16 protein-coding genes and 1 pseudogene are annotated in these 15,161 nt (G+C 69.3%); 10 read left to right on the top strand and 7 right to left on the bottom strand.

Annotation, left to right across the window (positions count from 1 at the left end):
* Positions 1–76 precede the first annotated feature (76 nt).
* The 4 genes from ML01_RS09745 to ML01_RS09730 all read left to right on the top strand — a co-directional run bounded on the left by ML01_RS09745 (position 77) and on the right by ML01_RS09730 (position 3,622).
* Positions 77–1,078: a zinc-dependent alcohol dehydrogenase family protein gene (locus ML01_RS09745; protein ID WP_058555206.1), complete on the top strand. Its 1,002-nt coding sequence runs from the start codon at positions 77–79 to the stop codon at positions 1,076–1,078.
* 7 nt (positions 1,079–1,085) lie between these two features.
* Positions 1,086–1,649, top strand: a complete 564-nt coding sequence (locus ML01_RS09740) for a metallophosphoesterase (RefSeq protein WP_058555205.1) — start codon at positions 1,086–1,088, stop codon at positions 1,647–1,649.
* A 464-nt stretch (positions 1,650–2,113) separates the two neighbouring features.
* Positions 2,114–2,902 carry an ATP-binding protein gene (locus ML01_RS09735; protein WP_058555204.1) on the top strand — a complete coding sequence of 263 codons (789 nt, stop codon included), beginning with the start codon at positions 2,114–2,116 and terminating at the stop codon, positions 2,900–2,902.
* Between the two features lie 195 nt (positions 2,903–3,097).
* Positions 3,098–3,622 carry a chemotaxis protein CheW gene (locus ML01_RS09730; RefSeq protein ID WP_058555203.1) on the top strand — a complete coding sequence of 175 codons (525 nt, stop codon included), beginning with the start codon at positions 3,098–3,100 and terminating at the stop codon, positions 3,620–3,622.
* A 47-nt stretch (positions 3,623–3,669) separates the two neighbouring features.
* Here ML01_RS09730 and ML01_RS09725 read toward each other — a convergent pair whose 3' ends face one another.
* Positions 3,670–4,065, bottom strand: a complete 396-nt coding sequence (locus ML01_RS09725) for a response regulator (RefSeq protein ID WP_058555202.1) — start codon at positions 4,063–4,065, stop codon at positions 3,670–3,672.
* 141 nt (positions 4,066–4,206) lie between these two features.
* Positions 4,207–5,688, bottom strand: a complete 1,482-nt coding sequence (locus ML01_RS09720; protein WP_058555201.1) for a phosphomannomutase — start codon at positions 5,686–5,688, stop codon at positions 4,207–4,209.
* Between the two features lie 194 nt (positions 5,689–5,882).
* On the opposite strand from ML01_RS09720, the pseudogene ML01_RS31305 reads away from it, so the two are divergent.
* From ML01_RS31305 to ML01_RS09700, 5 genes and pseudogenes are all read left to right on the top strand, one after another.
* Positions 5,883–6,303 (top strand): annotated as a pseudogene (locus ML01_RS31305) (response regulator); the annotation flags it as partial.
* Complete coding sequence (locus ML01_RS09715) at positions 6,285–7,577, top strand: nitrogen regulation protein NR(II) (RefSeq protein WP_371258202.1); 1,293 nt, start codon at positions 6,285–6,287, stop codon at positions 7,575–7,577. The pseudogene ML01_RS31305 and the gene ML01_RS09715, both read left to right, overlap by 19 nt.
* 33 nt (positions 7,578–7,610) lie before the next feature.
* The gene (locus ML01_RS09710; RefSeq protein ID WP_058555199.1) at positions 7,611–7,988 is read left to right on the top strand and encodes a response regulator; all 378 of its coding nucleotides are present in this window, start codon (positions 7,611–7,613) and stop codon (positions 7,986–7,988) included.
* Between the two features lie 314 nt (positions 7,989–8,302).
* Entirely contained in the window at positions 8,303–9,133 is an 831-nt protein-coding gene (locus ML01_RS09705) for a hypothetical protein (protein WP_156427632.1), read from the top strand.
* Between the two features lie 253 nt (positions 9,134–9,386).
* Positions 9,387–9,965, top strand: a complete 579-nt coding sequence (locus ML01_RS09700; protein WP_058555197.1) for a DUF302 domain-containing protein — start codon at positions 9,387–9,389, stop codon at positions 9,963–9,965.
* A 127-nt stretch (positions 9,966–10,092) separates the two neighbouring features.
* Here ML01_RS09700 and yihA read toward each other — a convergent pair whose 3' ends face one another.
* From yihA to ML01_RS09685, 3 genes are all read right to left on the bottom strand, one after another.
* On the bottom strand, positions 10,093–10,716 hold the full coding sequence (gene yihA / locus ML01_RS09695; protein ID WP_058555196.1) for a ribosome biogenesis GTP-binding protein YihA/YsxC: 624 nt from the start codon (positions 10,714–10,716) through the stop codon (positions 10,093–10,095).
* A gap of 315 nt (positions 10,717–11,031) precedes the next feature.
* Positions 11,032–11,544, bottom strand: coding sequence for a cyclic pyranopterin monophosphate synthase MoaC (moaC, locus tag ML01_RS09690; protein ID WP_058555195.1), 513 nt, complete (start codon positions 11,542–11,544; stop codon positions 11,032–11,034).
* A 217-nt stretch (positions 11,545–11,761) separates the two neighbouring features.
* A complete protein-coding gene (locus tag ML01_RS09685) occupies positions 11,762–12,763 on the bottom strand; it encodes a lysophospholipid acyltransferase family protein (RefSeq protein ID WP_371258201.1) in 1,002 nt (333 codons plus the stop codon).
* Between the two features lie 116 nt (positions 12,764–12,879).
* On the opposite strand from ML01_RS09685, the gene ML01_RS09680 reads away from it, so the two are divergent.
* Positions 12,880–13,326 carry a rhodanese-like domain-containing protein gene (locus tag ML01_RS09680; protein WP_058555193.1) on the top strand — a complete coding sequence of 149 codons (447 nt, stop codon included), beginning with the start codon at positions 12,880–12,882 and terminating at the stop codon, positions 13,324–13,326.
* Between the two features lie 43 nt (positions 13,327–13,369).
* On the opposite strand, the gene iscR is transcribed toward ML01_RS09680, so the two are convergent.
* Together iscR and cysE are read right to left on the bottom strand one after the other, a co-directional pair.
* On the bottom strand, positions 13,370–13,873 hold the full coding sequence (iscR, locus tag ML01_RS09675; protein WP_058555192.1) for a Fe-S cluster assembly transcriptional regulator IscR: 504 nt from the start codon (positions 13,871–13,873) through the stop codon (positions 13,370–13,372).
* A gap of 197 nt (positions 13,874–14,070) precedes the next feature.
* Positions 14,071–14,943 carry a serine O-acetyltransferase gene (gene cysE, locus ML01_RS09670; RefSeq protein WP_082674120.1) on the bottom strand — a complete coding sequence of 291 codons (873 nt, stop codon included), beginning with the start codon at positions 14,941–14,943 and terminating at the stop codon, positions 14,071–14,073.
* Positions 14,944–15,161 lie beyond the last annotated feature (218 nt).

The raw sequence follows: 15,161 nt of genomic DNA, 5'->3' as shown, positions 1-15,161 counted from the left end.
TCATAATTCCAAGCTTCAAACTTGACCCTTCACCCTTCACACTTCAAAGCCCTTCAAACTTCAAACGGAGACAGCGATGAAGGCAATCCTGATGCGCCGGCCCGGCGGCCCCGACGTGCTCACCGAGACGGAGCTGGAACGCCCGGCGCTGCGCGGTCCGACGGACGTCCTGGTGCGGCTGCATGCCGCCGGCATCAACCCCGTGGACACCAAGATCCGCAGCAAAGGCCCGCTGTTGCCGGAGACGCTGACGGCCGTGCTCGGCTGCGACGGCGCCGGCACCGTCGAGGCGGTCGGCGATGCGGTGACGCGCTTTCGGCCCGGTGATGCGGTCTGGTACTGCCACGGCGGGCTCGGCGGGCCGCATGGCAGCTATGCCGAGTATGCCGTCGTGGATGAGGCCATTGCGCAACCGAAGCCAGACTCCCTGAGCTTCGTCGAGGCCGCGGCGGCGCCGCTGGTGCTCATCACGGCCTGGGAGGCGCTCCACGACCGCGCCCGCATCCAGCCCGAGCAGACCGTGCTGATCCATGGCGGCGCCGGCGGCGTCGGCCACGTGGCCATCCAGCTCGCCAAGCGCGCCGGCGCCCGCGTCGCCACCACCGTGAGCAGCGCGGACAAGGCGGACTTCGTGCATGTGCTCGGCGCCGAGTTCGCCATCGACTATCGGCAGGAGGACCTGCGCGGGGCCATCGCGGACTGGACCGAGGGCCGCGGCGTGGACGTCTGCTTCGACACCGTCGGACCCGAGGTCTTCGCCCGCAGTATCGAGGTGATGGCGGTGTACGGGGACCTCGTGACCATCCTGGACCCCGGCCCGGTGGACCTAAAGGAGGCGCGCAACAGAAACCTCCGCATCTCGTTCACGCTGATGCTGACCCCGCAACTGAAGGGCCTGCCCGATGCGCTGGCCCATCAGGGCGAGATCCTGCGCCGCTGCGGGGAGCTCTTCGACACCGGCAAGCTCACCATCGACGTCGCGGACACCTATCCGCTCGCCCACGCCGCCGACGCGCACATGCGGCTGGAGGCGGGCGGCATGCGCGGCAAGCTCGTCCTGACCATGCCGGGTGCGTGACGGCGACATGGGCGCTGTCGAGCTCCGGGTCGCGATCCTTTCGGACACCCATGGCCGGCTCGACCCGCGCATCGCCGACATCGTGGCCGATTGCGACATCGCTGTACACGGTGGCGACATCGGCAGCGCCGGCGTGCTGGCGGCGCTGACGCCGCGCTCCGGGCGGGTCGCCGCCGTGCTCGGCAACAACGACGTGCCGCACAAGTGGCCGGCGGGGGAGCAGCACCTGCTCGCGAGTCTGCCGCAGCAATGGTCGGAGGAGCTGCCGGGCGGGCGCCTCGTCGTTTTGCACGGCCATCGCATGCCGGCGAAGGACCGGCACCTGAGGCTGCGCCGCCGCTTTCCTGACGCCCGCGCCATCGTCTACGGCCACAGCCATCGGCTGGTGCTGGACCAGGACGCCGAGCCCTGGGTGCTGAACCCGGGCGCCGCCGGTCGCGAGCGCACGTACGGCGGACCGTCCTGCCTGGTGCTAAGCGCCAGCCGCGAGTGCTGGTCCGTTGCCGTTCATCGATTCCCGTTCGCTGCCGCGCGCGCGGATGCGCGCACAAGACGCAACAGCTCAATCTGATTGACGGCCCTGCTTGAGCGGATTGACGGTGAGCGCCAAGGCTCGGCTACCGCTCGTCGGTTTGTCGGCGGAAACCGCGCAGGATCAGTGCAAAGCCGAGAATCTCTACTAGGCTCTGAACTAACACAGACCTCACGCCAGTGAGACCAACCCGCCCTCATCCAGGGCGTGCGCGCCCGGGGCGCTTCCCCCCGGGACAAGGCCGGCTCCAAGCCGGCCTTTGCTTGTGCGGGCAAACAAAAGGGCCGAGGGCTCAGGGCCGCGGAAGCCCCCTCGGCCCTTCGGTTCACTTGCGCTAACAAGCGGGCTGCGCAAGACGACGCTCCGTGCCCTGGTCGGTCTGAGGCTCTGCCTCGCTAGATCGTGCACGAGTCCGTCCCCGGCGTCGGGCTTCGCGGACTGCGGAGTCCAGCATCGCGCATCCCATCTCCCCCTTCGCGGGCACGCCCGCTACACTCCCGCGCATGGAGACACGCAACCCCGCCCGTGCTGCGGACGCCGTCGGCGCGCAAACCTCGCCGCAGCCGAAACCGCCGAAGTCGCTGCTGCGGGCCGTCGGCCGCGCCATCGTCGAGCACGACATGATCCGCGACGGCGACCGCATCCTGCTCGGCGTGTCGGGCGGCAAGGATTCGCTGTCGCTGCTCGCGATCCTCAGGCATCTGCAGACCTACGCGCCGGTACGCTTCGAGCTCGCCGCCGTCACCGTGGACCCGCAGGTGCCGGGCTTCGAGCCGGCACGGCTTGCCGGTCACATGCAAGCGCTCGGCGTGCGCTGGTTCCTGGAGGCGCAGCCCATCATGGAAGAGGCCAAGACGCGCATGGACGGTGACTCCTACTGCGCCTACTGCGCGCGCATGAAGCGCGGCATCATGTACCGGCTCTGCCGCGAGCACGGCTGCAATGTGCTCGCGCTGGCGCAGCACCTGGACGACCTCGCCGAGAGCCTGCTGATGTCGCTGTTTCGCGGCGGCCAGCTCCGCACCATGAAGGCCCACTACCGCAATGACGCCGGGGATCTGCGCATCATCCGGCCGCTGGTGTACGCCCGCGAGCGCCAGACCGCCGCCTTCGCCGCGGCGGCAGACCTGCCGGTGGTGCCGGACAGTTGCCCCGCCTGCTTCGACATGCCCACGGAGCGCGAGCGCATCAAGCGCCTGCTCGCCGCCGAGGAAGCAGAGAACCCGCACGTTTTCGCGAGCATGCTCCGCGCGATGCAGCCGTTGCTGCGCGCGGGCGATCTTGCGGATTGAATCCGCCGCGCACCACATCCGCGGCGGCAGGGTCGTGCCGCGCGTCGCAATGCCCTGCGTCATCGACATCCCGCAGATGGACTAGGCTTTAGGCATCTAGCCCCGGCGGGCCACAAGCGCGCCGGAACCGAGCGGGTATTGCCGCGCGAAGCCCGATCCCGCGGCGCGCTCGCGGTCTTGCAGCGGATGAGGCAGATGAGCATGCATCGGCGCTGTTGCGTCCTCATGCAGACCACGGGCGGTATCGCGGCCGTGATCCCGGATGGCATCGACACCTGCCTGGCCCTGCCCCGGCTCACGGCGCTGGAGCAGACGGAGCCCTGGGTGCTCGGGGCCTTTGATCTGCGGGGCGAGCTGGTGCCCGTGATCAGTATCGAGATGTTGTGCGGCGAGGGCGCACCGCGGGCCGCCGCGACCGACCTCGTGGTGGTGGCGGCCGCTGGCGGCTTCCCTATGGGCATCCATGCCAGCCGGCCCGTCTGCATCGAGGCGCTGGCGCCCCATCGCGTCGCCGCCCGGGTGCGCCGATGCATTCACCTGAACCGCTTGTGCCTTACGGCCGCCACCAGCGCGGGCGCCGCGGAGGCGCGGCTCGCGCGCTTCGAGTGCCAACTGTCGCAGCAGGCGCTGCGGCGCCTGGAGCTGCGCGCACACCATTACGGCGATTTCACCGGACTGCGGCGCCCCCCGGCACCGGCGGCAGCGCCGGGCCGGTGGTGATGGGCGGGCTCGCGGCCGGATCGCGCGCCGCCGTGGACAGCCGGTGCTCAGGCCGCGTCGCCGGGAGGTTCCGGGTGCGCGAGCGCGGCCTGGGTAATGGCAATGATCTGGGCGCGCTCCAGGGGCTTGCGCAGCAGCTCGAAGGCGAGGCCGTCGCCGCGCGCCGTCACCAGGGCATCGAAATAATCCCGCCGATAGGCCGTCACGATGTAGACCGGCGGCGCCGGCTGCACGGCGCGGAGGCGCCGGAGCGTCTCCACCCCGTCAATACCGGGCATCCGCAGATCGAGGAATACAAGATCGAAGGGCAGCGTCGCGGCCAGCGCTACGCCGCGCTCGCCGTCCTCGGCTTCGATCACTTCGTAGGGCAGGCCGTCGAGGGCGAGCCGGAACGCCTCGCGCACGGCGGCATCGTCGTCGACGACTAGAATTCGCTGCGTCATCCTAGATTGCTTGGCGGCGCCGGCTGTTTGCAGATGAGTCAAGTTTCCCGACGCCACGGCGCTAGCAGGCAAAAGCGCCGAGGGCAAAGGGCAAAGGGAGCCCGCCTCGGCCCTCGGCCCTTGGTTCACCAACGCTGAGCCTCATGCGCGCCAGCCCTCGAGCATGCCGATGCAGATGCGGTTCATCTCGCGGGCGCGCTCGGCCGTGCCGGCCTCGGTGTAGGCGCGCAGCTCCGGGGCATTGCCCGATGGGCGCAGGTGCGCCACCTCGCCGCTCGCGAAGGTGATGCGCACGCCGTCGGTGTGGTCCACCTCTGCCACGGGGCCAAACACGGGCGCGAACACCCGGGCGACCGCAGCCCGGTCCGCTGCCGCATCGCCGGTGGCGAAGGCGGCGAGCCGTGCCTGGCTCAGCTCGGTCGGAAAATCCTTGATGCGGTCGCTGTCGGTGAACCGCGGCGGCAGCTCGCCGGTGAGCTCTGCCACCGGCACCGCGTGCCGGCGCGCGGTGGCGAGAATCGTCACGGCAACGATCACCGCATCCCGGGTCGGCAAGGCGCTGAGCCGGCGGCCATCGCGCAGGATGTCGGTCTCGAGCAGAAAACCACCGTTGGCCTCGTAGCCCACCACGGGCATGATGCCCCGCGCCCGCAGCGACTGCATGCCGGCGATGACGTACGGCGAGCCGATGCGCGTGCGCAGCACGGCGTCGAACCAGCCCGAGCGCTCCAGCGCGGTGTTGGAGCTGACGGGCGTCACGACGCCGACGGCGCCGAGCTCCCGCGCACACAGAATGCCGGCGATGTCGCCGCGCAGCCAACGCCCGGAGCCGTCGGCCACCAGCGGGCGGTCGCCGTCGCCATCGGCAGAGACGAGCGCATCGAAACGGCCGTCCGCCGCCCAGCCCTCGGCGAGCGCCACGTCCTCCGGGCGAATCGCCTCGGTATCCACGGGAACGAAGTGCTCGGAATAGCCGAGCCGAGTGACCTCCGCACCGAGCCCCGTCAGCACGTCATGGAAGGCATCCCGGGCGACACTCGAATGCTCGTACAGCCCCACCCGCACGCCCGCCAGCGCATCGGCCGGAAAGAACCCGAGGTAACGGGCGACATAGGCCTCGTAGGCGGCGCGCTCCTCCGGCGGCAGCGGCGCCGGCGTCGCCAAGCTGCCGTCGGCGGCGAGATCGACGACGGCGAGATCCACGACCTGCGCACGGATTGCGGCCTCGTCGTCCTTCAGAATCTCGCCCGTGGGCAGGTTGAACTTGATACCGTTGCGATCGTCCGGGATGTGCGAGCCGGTCACCATCAGCGTCGGCATGCCCTCTGCGATGCCGAAGGCCGCGAGCGCCGGCGCCGGAATCCTGCCGAAGTTGCGTGGCCGACAGCCCATGGCCGTCACTGCCGCCGCGCAGGCGGCCATGATGCGGGGGCTGCTCGGGCGATAGTCGCCGGCGATGCCGACGTCGCCGCCTGCTTTCAGCACGCCCGCGGCGCGCAGATGTTGCAGGAAGCCCAACGTGTAGGCGCAGCAGACGCGATCGGTCATGTCCACGACCCGCCCGCGTGCGCCGCTGGTGCCGAATTTGACACCGCTCTCGTCCATCAGCTCGTCGATCTTCACCAGGCGATCCCTTATTTCATGGAATGATTTGGCCGCAGGGGCCGCAAGACCGCGATTCTAGCAAGCCGCGCGGCTGCGGCCGGCATCCATGAGCGGCTGACACACGGGCCGAACACAGGGACAATGGCCGCAGGCGCGGCCAACGGTTCGACGGCACCGGCCCGATTCACTCCCCCGAGGCTCGGACCATCGGCATGAGCGAAGCTCCAGGAACACCCATCACCCACCCGGCGCATGCCCCACCGAGCAGCCCGGGCGAGCGCGTGCCCCCATGCATCCTGCTCGTGGACGACATCCCGGCGAACCTCCGCGTGCTCTACGAGAGTCTGAACGGCCGCGACTACCGCCTGCTGGTGGCCAATGGCGGGGCGCAGGCGCTGGACATCGCCCGGCGCGCGCACCCCGACCTGATGTTGCTCGACATCATGATGCCCGACATGGACGGCTTCGAGGTCTGCGGGCGACTGAAGGCGGACTGCGAGACGGCGGACATCGCCGTGATCTTTCTGTCCGCGCTGGACGACGCGACGGACAAGATCCACGGCCTCGAGCTCGGCGCCGTCGACTACGTGACCAAGCCCTTTCACCCCGACGAGGTGGCGGCGCGCGTCGACGCGCACTGTAAGATCCTGCGCCTGGAGCGCGAGCTCGCGCAACGCAACCGCCAACTGGAGCTGGTGCGCGACCGCATCCTGAACTCCATGGTCGAGGGCGTCGTCGGCCTCGATGCCGAGGGGCGCGTCAGCTTCGTGAACCCCGCCGCGGAGCGCATCCTCGGCCTTGATGCGCAGCGCATCCTGACGCGCGAGCTCGGCGACTGGGAGCCCGCCCGGCTGCGCGAGACCGCCGCCCGGGTGCTCGTGGAACAGCGCGAGGCGAGCATGGACGAGCTGGAGCTGCCGCGCGGCGACGGCAGCAGCATTCCGGTGGAGCTGCGTGCCGCGCCCGTGTCCGACCCCGCCTACCCGGCCGGCGTGGTGCTGGTGCTGCGCGATCTCAGCGAGCGCCGGCGCGTCGAGGCCACGCTCAATCGCACCAACGACGAGCTGACACGCTCCCATCGCGAGCTGCGCGTGGCGCAGATGCAGTTGGTGCAGGCAGCGAAGCTCGAATCCGTCGGCCGGCTCGCCGCCGGCGTCGCGCACGAGGTCAAGAACCCGCTCGCCATCGTCCAGCTCGGACTCGACTACCTGGAGCAGGTCACGGCCTTCGATGAGATCTCCCGCGAGGTCTTGCAGGACATGCAGCACGCGCTGTCGCGGGCCGATACCGTTGTGCGCGGGCTGCTCGACTTTTCCCGCGAGCGCGGGCTGGACCTAAAGCCCTGCGCCATCAACGATGCCATTGCGCAAAGCCTCCAACTGGTGCGTCACGAGCTGACCCAACGCAACATCGATGTGCTGACCAATCTCGCCGGCGATATCCCCGAGCGGCCCTTCGACACGGACAAGCTCCAGCAGGTGTTCCTGAACCTGTTCATGAACGCGATGCACGCGATGGAGCGCGACGGCACGCTTGTCATCCGCAGCGACTGCGCCAGCGTTGCCGCGGACCAGATCGGACCCCACGCCGCCGACGCCGGGTTCCTGCCCGGCGACCGGCTGATCCGCATCGCCATCGAGGACACCGGCCCCGGCATTGAGCCCAAGGACTTGGGACGCCTGTTCGACCCCTATTTCACCACCAAGCGCCAGGGCGAAGGGACCGGGCTGGGATTGTCGGTCACCCGCAACATCGTTACGCTCCACGCCGGCAGCATCGACCTCGCGAACCTCCCACAGGGTGGCGCCCGGGCGCTGCTGCTGTTCCAACCGCAGGCGGCGAGCGCAGACAACCCCGCGGGCGCCGCCTCTCCCCTGTTCCGCAACACTGCCCGCCGCCAGGCCTAGCGCCTGGGTGCGTAGGCGACTTCTCGTGCAGACATGAGCAAGAAAAAGATCCTTTTGGTGGATGACGAGCCGGCGCTAACGCGGATGCTCCGACTCAACCTCGAGCAGACCGGGCGCTACGAGGTCCGTGAAGAGAATCGGGGCGCGGACGCGTTGCGCGCCGCGCGTGAGTTCCGCCCCGACCTGATCTTTCTCGACGTCATGATGCCGGACATGGGCGGGGACGAGATTGCGGAGCAGCTCAAGCAGGACCCGGAGCTCAGCAAGATCAAGTACGCCTTCCTGACGGCCATCGTCACCAAGCGCGAGACCGGCGCCGGGGCCGCCCAAATCTCCGGCGAGATCTTTATCGCCAAGCCGGTGAAGCGCGACGAGCTGCTCGCGGCGGTGCAAGAGCTGCTCGGCGAGTGACCGACCCGGCGCCGCACAGTCGCGGAGTCGATGTCCGCGCACCCTCTGGACCGCGCAGCGATATCGATCGGCCGCCGGCTCGGTGCGTTCTTTCCACGCGGCAACCGTGGTATGGTCGGCGTCGCCCGCGGTCGCGGCGAGGCCCCGTGCGGACAGCCTGTCCGCGGGTGCAAGGCATCTCTTAGGTTGCCGCATGGCCCGAGGCATTGCGGACCACTGAAACCACCGACAAGGGAGCGATCCAAATGATTCGAACCAATCGCCAACTCCTCTGCGTATCTGCCGCGGTACTTGGTCTTGCCATCGCGCCCGCGATGGCACAAGACCAGGGCGCGCCGGCAACCCCGCCAGCACCGGCTGCGGCACCCGCACCCGCTGCCGCCCCGGCCGCGGCACCCGCTGCCGCCCCGGCCGAGGCTGCCGCACCAGCCGCGGCTGAGGCCCCCGCCACTGCGGCAGCCCCGGCCGCGGATGCCGGTGCAGATGCCCGCGCCGACATGGAGAAGCGCTTCGAGGCCGCGATGGCCGAGCGCAACAAGCGCTACGAGGAGCTGCGCACGCGCGCCCAAGAGGTCGGCCTCGACCTGCCGGAGACCCCGCCCTGGGCCCAGCCCGAGCCGCCGGCCATGCCGGAGGGCATGAGCCAGCGCGAGCCGATGACACGCGAAGAGTTCGAGGCGATGCGCCTGGAGCGCTGGGAAGCCATGCGTGAGCGCGCCGCCGAGATGGGCAGGGAACTGCCTGAGACCCCGCCGTGGGTGGCCGCCGAGCAGCGCCGCGAAGAGATGTTGAAGAAGTACGAAGAGTACCGCTCCACCATCGAGGCAATGAGCGACGAGCAGAAAGAGGCCATCGCCGCGCTGTTCGGCGGCGGCGCCTCGCGCGAAGCACCGCCCATGCCGCCGCAGGGCATGATGGAAGGCTGTCCGCCCTACTGCGGCCCGCACGGCATGCCCTACGGCAGGGGGCCCATGATGGGACCCGGCATGGGACCGGGCATGATGATGCCGCCGGCACCCGGCGATGACACCGGCGCCGCACCGGCAGAGCCGGCCCCCGAGGGTGGCGCAGAAGCCGCACCGGCAGCGCCCGCCCCGGCGGGTGGCGCAGAAGCCGCACCGCCGGCGCCCGCCCCGGCCGGCTGAGTGATACCGGTGCCCGGCCGCCCTGCGGCCGGGCACCGGCTTGCGTTGTGCCGTCCGCCATCGGGCCGCGACGCGGACGGCGGCCACGGGTGCTGCTCGGCATACCCGACCTCGGCCCTGTGTCAAAGAGCGGCGTCGTTGCGAAGCCGGGCGCGTCCGCGAGGCCTTTGCGGCACCAAGCCTGCTCACCGCGGCAGGCAGCACAAGAACAATAGACACGCACCCCGAACCCCGGGGCCACCGGGAGGCTTGCATGAACCTGATCCGCAACCTGCTGGCCCTGTTCGGGCTGGTGGCCCTCGTCGCGCTGATCATCGGCGCGGCCTGGCTGGGGCCGAAGCTCGCCGGCTTCGACCCGGGCTTTTCAAAAGCCTACGCGACCTTCGCCGGGCGCCTCATCGAGACCGGCGACCCGGGCGTCGCCATGATGTGGTCCGAGCCGGTGCAGGAGGACCTCACCGTCGAGGACGTTGTGACATCGCTGAAGAGCCTCGCGACATCGAGCGGCTTGCTCTTCGTCGGCGAATCTCCCTTCTACACGCAGATCGAGGCCATCACCGGCGAGGACTACCGGTACGTGAACTTCCTGTCGTTCTGCGACGCGCAGGTCGGCAAGCTGATGCTCGAGTACCGGGACCACTACAGCGGCTTCATGCCCTGCCGCATTGCGCTGGTGGAGGACAGGGCCGGCAACCTTGCGCTCTATTCGATGAACCTGGATCTCATGATTCACGGTGGCAAGTCACTGCCGCCGGAGCTGAAAGCCGAGGCCATCAAGGTCCGCGACACGATCCGCAGCATGATGAAGGGCGCCGCGGCCGGCGAGTTCTGACACGATCGGCAAGAGTCCGGCCAGCATTCATCGGGAACCGACATCAAGCTTGAGATCGAAGTGCTGCCCTGAGCTCGCGTCCGCCTCAAGCGACAGTGTCCGGCTGCGATTTCGCGTCAGCGGCCGCTCAAGGCTTGGCTTCCAACTCCCGTGCGGGCAGTGCCAGCCACTCCGCGAGCCGTGTCTGCACGCCCTCGACGCCGAGCCCCGTCTCGGCGGAGAACATCTCCACCGTCACGTCGCCGGGCTCCGCGGCCAACGCCCGGCGCACGTCCGCGAGCTGGCGCATGGCCGGGCCGCGCTTGAGCTTGTCCGCCTTCGTCAGCAACACCAGCATCGGCAGCGCAGCCGCGCGGCCCCAGGTGAGCATGTGCCGGTCGATGTCCGTCAGCGGATGGCGGATGTCCATGACCACGACCAGCGACCGCAGGCATTCGCGACGACGCAGATAATCCTCCATCAGACCCTGCCAGCCGGCCTTGATGGCCAGCGACACCTTTGCAAAGCCGTACCCCGGCAGGTCCACGAGCCGGCGCTCGTCATCGAGGCGGAAGAACACGAGCTGCTGCGTGCGCCCGGGGGTCCGGCTGGTACGTGCGAGGCTCCGCTGGTGGCAAATGCGATTGATGGCGCTGGATTTGCCGGAGTTGGAACGCCCGGCGAAGGCCACCTCGAAGCCCTCGTCCGGCGGTGTGCTGGCACGATTGACCGCGGCGGTGAGGAAGCTCGCGCGCTGAAAGTCGGGATGCATGGCGAGATTAAGTCCGTGGTGAGGGCTGCTCAGCGGCCGAGCAGCCGGTCCCGCCAGCTCGGCGCGTGAGTCGGGATTCAGGTGATGCAAGGGCTGCGGCGTAGGGCATTAAGCTCCGCGGTTAGGACCCCTTGCCGCCTCCATCGAAATCGAAATCGGTATCGACATCGAAATCGCGTCTCTCATCGCCGTACATGATCTGACCCTATCGAACCTGGTATCCGATCGAGAGAAGGTAGACCTCAAGCTTTGCGTGGCTCGGTGTCATATTGTGTCGATCCCGATAGCGATTTCGATTTCGATGCGGCACGGGTCCTATGCTGCGCCCTCCTCCTCGTGGCCGCGGGCCTCAGTGCCGCGGCGCCAGTGCCCGGAACGCCCGCCGGACTTCTCGCAAAGCTGCACGGCGGCGATGACCATGCCCCGGTCCACGGCCTTGCACATGTCATAGATGGTCAGCAGCGCCACCTGCACCGCGCAGAGCGCCTCCATCTCGACGCCGGTGCGCCCGGTGGTCTCCACCCGCGCGGTGCAGCGCACGCCGGGCAGCGCCGCGTCGGGCTCAAGCCCGATCTCGACGCGCGACAGCGGCAACGGATGGCACAGCGGCACCAGATCCGCCGTGCGCTTGGCACCCATGATGGCGGCGATGCGCGCGACGCCGAGCACGTCGCCCTTCGCATGACCGCCGGCGACGATCATCGCGAGGGTGGCGGGCTGCATCCGAATCAGGCCTTCGGCCACGGCGACGCGGTGCGTAACCTCCTTGTGGCCGACATCCACCATGCGGGCGGCGCCGTCGGCGTCGAAATGGGTCAGGTCGGGCATAGCGGTCTCGCAGTTGCGTGTGACGCTGCGGGCGCTGGCGGACTTGAAAGGGCCAAGGGCCTAGGGCCAACAGGCCGCCTCAGCCCTTGGCCCTTGGCCCTTCGCGGTCGAGGCGAAACTTCGCTAGTCCACGTCCTGCTGCCCACTCGGGGCGCGGCGACGGGCCATGTTGCCACGTCCGGCACGCGGCTGTCGCAGTGCTGTGCAGGAGCGGCGCTCACGTCGGCGCCGCGGCCCGGCGCAGCCGGCGCGCGCGCTCGATGGCGTCGTAATCGCCGAGACCCCCGACATAGACCTTCGGCTCCCCGGGCGGGCGACGACGGAAGCGCCGGTAGGCCCACAGGTACTGCTCCGGGCAGACGTCGATGCAGCGCTCGATGCCGAGATTCAACGCCGCGGCGGCGGTGACGTCGTCGTCGCTGTCGATGCCATCGGGTGCCGGCAGGCAGTGGATGCGGTAGCCGCGCGCCCGGGCCAGCCGCTCCGCGAACATGAAGATCACACGCGCGCCGCTTTTCCTGGCCAGGCGGTTCACCAAGACCATGGTCCACGCGGGCACCCCGAACAGCGGCGCAAAGGCCGCGCCCTTATCCGCACGCGGCTCCTGATCGGGCAGGATGCCGGCGTAGCCGCCCGCCGCCAAGGCGTCCACCAGCGCGCGGATGCCGCGGGCGGTGATGGGGGCAAGCGTCGCACCGCTGCGCCGGCGCGCGGCGACGATGACGTCGTCCAGGCGCTTCTGCGGCTTGTAGAAGATCGCCGTCGGCCCCTGCGCCGCCAGGTACAGCCCCGCCAGCTCCCAGGCGCCGAGGTGCGGCGACAGCACGATCAGGCCGCGGCCGTCGTCGCGGCGCAGCAGCTCACCGCCCCGCACCTCGCGGATCAGCCCGAGCACCTCCTCCGGCGGCCCCAGCCACAACCGGCCCATCTCGGCATAGGTGCGCCCGAAGGCGGCGAAGCTCCGGTTGCGCAGGCGGATCTTGGCGCGGGTGTCGAGCTCCGGGCGGTACAGCGCGATGTTGATCAGCGCGTTGCGGCGCTGGCGGTTCGGCGTGTGCGCGATCCACCAGCCCACAAAAGCACCGAGCGCGTGCGCCACGCCGAGCGGAACCCGCGCAAGGAGCCTGAGCAGCGCCCTGAGGTAGGGCTCATCCGCGGTGCCTGCATGGGCCTGCGTCCTGCCGGGCGGCGGCGGCGATAGGCCTGCGATCGGCTGCACCTCCGCAGGCCCCGGAGCCTGGTCCTTCGACGCCATCACCGCCGCCCCACTGCTAAACTCGGACGCCGGCCCGAAGCATTCCAGAGCCCTCGCCACACCGCCCGGAGAGCGCCCGCATGACCGAGCACCACCCCGAAAACCAAAGCGAACCACGCCCGCTGTCGCCGCAGGACGCCTACGATCTGCTGCATGAGAAGCCGCAGGCGGTGCTGGTGGACATCCGCTCGACCATGGAATTCCTGTTCGTCGGCCACCCCAAGGGCGCCGTGCACGTGCCCTGGATCGATGAGCCCGACTGGACCGTGAATCCGCAGTTTGTCACCGAAATCCGCAAGCTCCTGCTCGGCGGCGCCACCTGCGCGCCGGAGGGACCCTGCGCCCCGGTGGTGCTGATCTGTCGCAGCGGCAAGCGCTCGCTGGAAGCGGGCAAGGCACTGCTGGCGGCCGGGCTGGGGAATGTCTTTCACGTGGACGAGGGCTTCGAAGGGGACTTGGACGAGGACCATCACCGCAGCACCCAGGGCGGCTGGCGCTTCCGTGGCCTGCCCTGGGAGCAATGCTGACCCAGGCCGCGCCGGTGCGCCCGCGCGCTCAGGCGGGCTTATCTCAGGACTGGGCGCCGGCAGCGCGTGCGCGGGCGGCGGCAGTCAACGGCACCGTCGCGGCGTCGGCCACTCCGGCGCGGGTCGAGCACTTGCCGGTCTGCTCCGGGCGCCGATCGACCAAGTCCTGGAGGCTGATGTTAGTGAGGTAGCCGTGGATGCGCTCGCTCAGATCCATCCAAAGGTCGTGGGTGAGACAGGGGCCGCCGTCCTTGCAATTGCCGTTGCCGCCGCAGCGGGTGGTGTCCAGATGCTCGTCCACGGCGGTGATGACCTCCGCGACATGGATGGTGCGCGCCTCGCGTGCCAGGTGGTAGCCGCCGCCCGGCCCACGCACGCTGGAGACGACGCCGCACTTGCGGAGCTTCGCGAACAACTGTTCCAGGTACGACAACGAGATGCCCTGGCGCTCGGCGATATCCGCGAGCGCGATGGGGCCGCGGCCCTCGTTGATGGCCAGATCGAGCACCGCGGTGACCGCATAGCGGCCTTTGGTAGTCAAGCGCACGGGTTATCCTCCAGATTCAAGACATGGCGCGAATCCTACGATAACCTAGTTTGACCATCAATTTTTTGTGGCATTGGCGTTCTTCGCGTTGGACCTAGAACGGCGCCTTCGGGGGGCAGGGCCGAGGGCCAAGGACCGAGAGAGCCGCCCTTGGCCCTCGGCCCTTGGTTTCAGTGCGCCGACGACCGGGCTCCCACTCAACGTTCGCCGTCGGCGACGGTGTCGGCAGTAGGCGCCGTCCGAGCGGCCACGGCGGGCGACGGCTGGCGCGGCCCGGAACCGGCGGCGGTCTGTGCCGCCTCCTCGGATGGCGCATCGGGCATCGCCGGGTCTATGGTGCAGCCTTCCAGATCGCTGAGGTGCTCAAAGTGCCGCGTGATGCCGTGCTCCTCCAGCGCCCGCGACATGGCCTCCATGCGCCGGTCCATGATGTGGATGTGGTCCAGCATCCGGTTGATGGCGTTGGCCACCGGGTCCGGTGCATCGCGCACGGCACCATAGGCATCGAAGCCGATGCGCTTGGCCGTGTCGGCGCGGCGCTTGCTTGTCGCATCGCCCACGCGCTCGATGACCCGACCCGGCACGCCAACCACGGTACCGCCGGCCGGCACCGACTTGACCACGACGGCGTTGGAGCCGATGCGCGCGCCGTCGCCGATGTCGATGGGGCCGAGCACCTTGGCGCCCGCCCCCACCACGACGTCGCAACCAAGCGTCGGATGCCGCTTGCCCTTCTGCCAGCTCGTGCCGCCGAGGGTCACGCCGTGGTAGAGCGTGCAGTCGTCGCCGATGACTGCGGTCTCGCCGATGACCACGCCCATGCCGTGGTCGATGAAGAAGCGCCGGCCGATGACCGCACCCGGGTGGATCTCGATGCCGGTGAATAGCCGCGCGACATTGGACAGCAGCCGCGCCGGCCATTTGAAGTCGCGCTGCCACAACTTGTGCCCGAGCCGATGCATCATCACCGCGTGCAGGCCGGGATAGGTGGTCAGGATCTCGAAGGTATTGCGTGCCGCCGGGTCGCGGTCGAACACGCAGTTGATATCTTCCCGAAGCCTGTCGAACATCATGATGCTCCGTTGAGGAACCGCGGCGCTTGCGCATGCGCTGCGAGCGTTTCGCTTTGCAAGCACCAAGCATGCCGGTCAGGCGCAGAGACTAGCGCAAGCCGATACCCGGAGGAGACGATTACGCGCAACCGGCAACGCGTACTCCCGCAAGGCAAACGCGGACGTCACAACAACGATGCGAAGGTCCGAGCACCTGCCAAACTTGCACCGAGCCG

It is taken from the genome of Thiohalocapsa sp. ML1 (assembly GCF_001469165.1).
Lineage (GTDB): Bacteria > Pseudomonadota > Gammaproteobacteria > Chromatiales > Chromatiaceae > Thiohalocapsa.
Note: the sequence above shows the minus strand (reverse complement) of the source record. Positions and strands in the feature narration are given on the sequence as shown.

Coding starts and splice junctions, on each gene's coding strand:
- ML01_RS09745 (WP_058555206.1), top strand. CDS start 77: ATGAAGGCAATCCTGATGCGCCGGCCCGGCGGCCCCGACGTGCTCACC.
- ML01_RS09740 (WP_058555205.1), top strand. CDS start 1,086: ATGGGCGCTGTCGAGCTCCGGGTCGCGATCCTTTCGGACACCCATGGC.
- ML01_RS09735 (WP_058555204.1), top strand. CDS start 2,114: ATGGAGACACGCAACCCCGCCCGTGCTGCGGACGCCGTCGGCGCGCAA.
- ML01_RS09730 (WP_058555203.1), top strand. CDS start 3,098: ATGAGCATGCATCGGCGCTGTTGCGTCCTCATGCAGACCACGGGCGGT.
- ML01_RS09725 (WP_058555202.1), bottom strand. CDS start 4,065: ATGACGCAGCGAATTCTAGTCGTCGACGACGATGCCGCCGTGCGCGAG.
- ML01_RS09710 (WP_058555199.1), top strand. CDS start 7,611: ATGAGCAAGAAAAAGATCCTTTTGGTGGATGACGAGCCGGCGCTAACG.
- ML01_RS09705 (WP_156427632.1), top strand. CDS start 8,303: ATGGCACAAGACCAGGGCGCGCCGGCAACCCCGCCAGCACCGGCTGCG.
- ML01_RS09700 (WP_058555197.1), top strand. CDS start 9,387: ATGAACCTGATCCGCAACCTGCTGGCCCTGTTCGGGCTGGTGGCCCTC.
- yihA (WP_058555196.1), bottom strand. CDS start 10,716: ATGCATCCCGACTTTCAGCGCGCGAGCTTCCTCACCGCCGCGGTCAAT.
- moaC (WP_058555195.1), bottom strand. CDS start 11,544: ATGCCCGACCTGACCCATTTCGACGCCGACGGCGCCGCCCGCATGGTG.
- ML01_RS09680 (WP_058555193.1), top strand. CDS start 12,880: ATGACCGAGCACCACCCCGAAAACCAAAGCGAACCACGCCCGCTGTCG.
- cysE (WP_082674120.1), bottom strand. CDS start 14,943: ATGTTCGACAGGCTTCGGGAAGATATCAACTGCGTGTTCGACCGCGAC.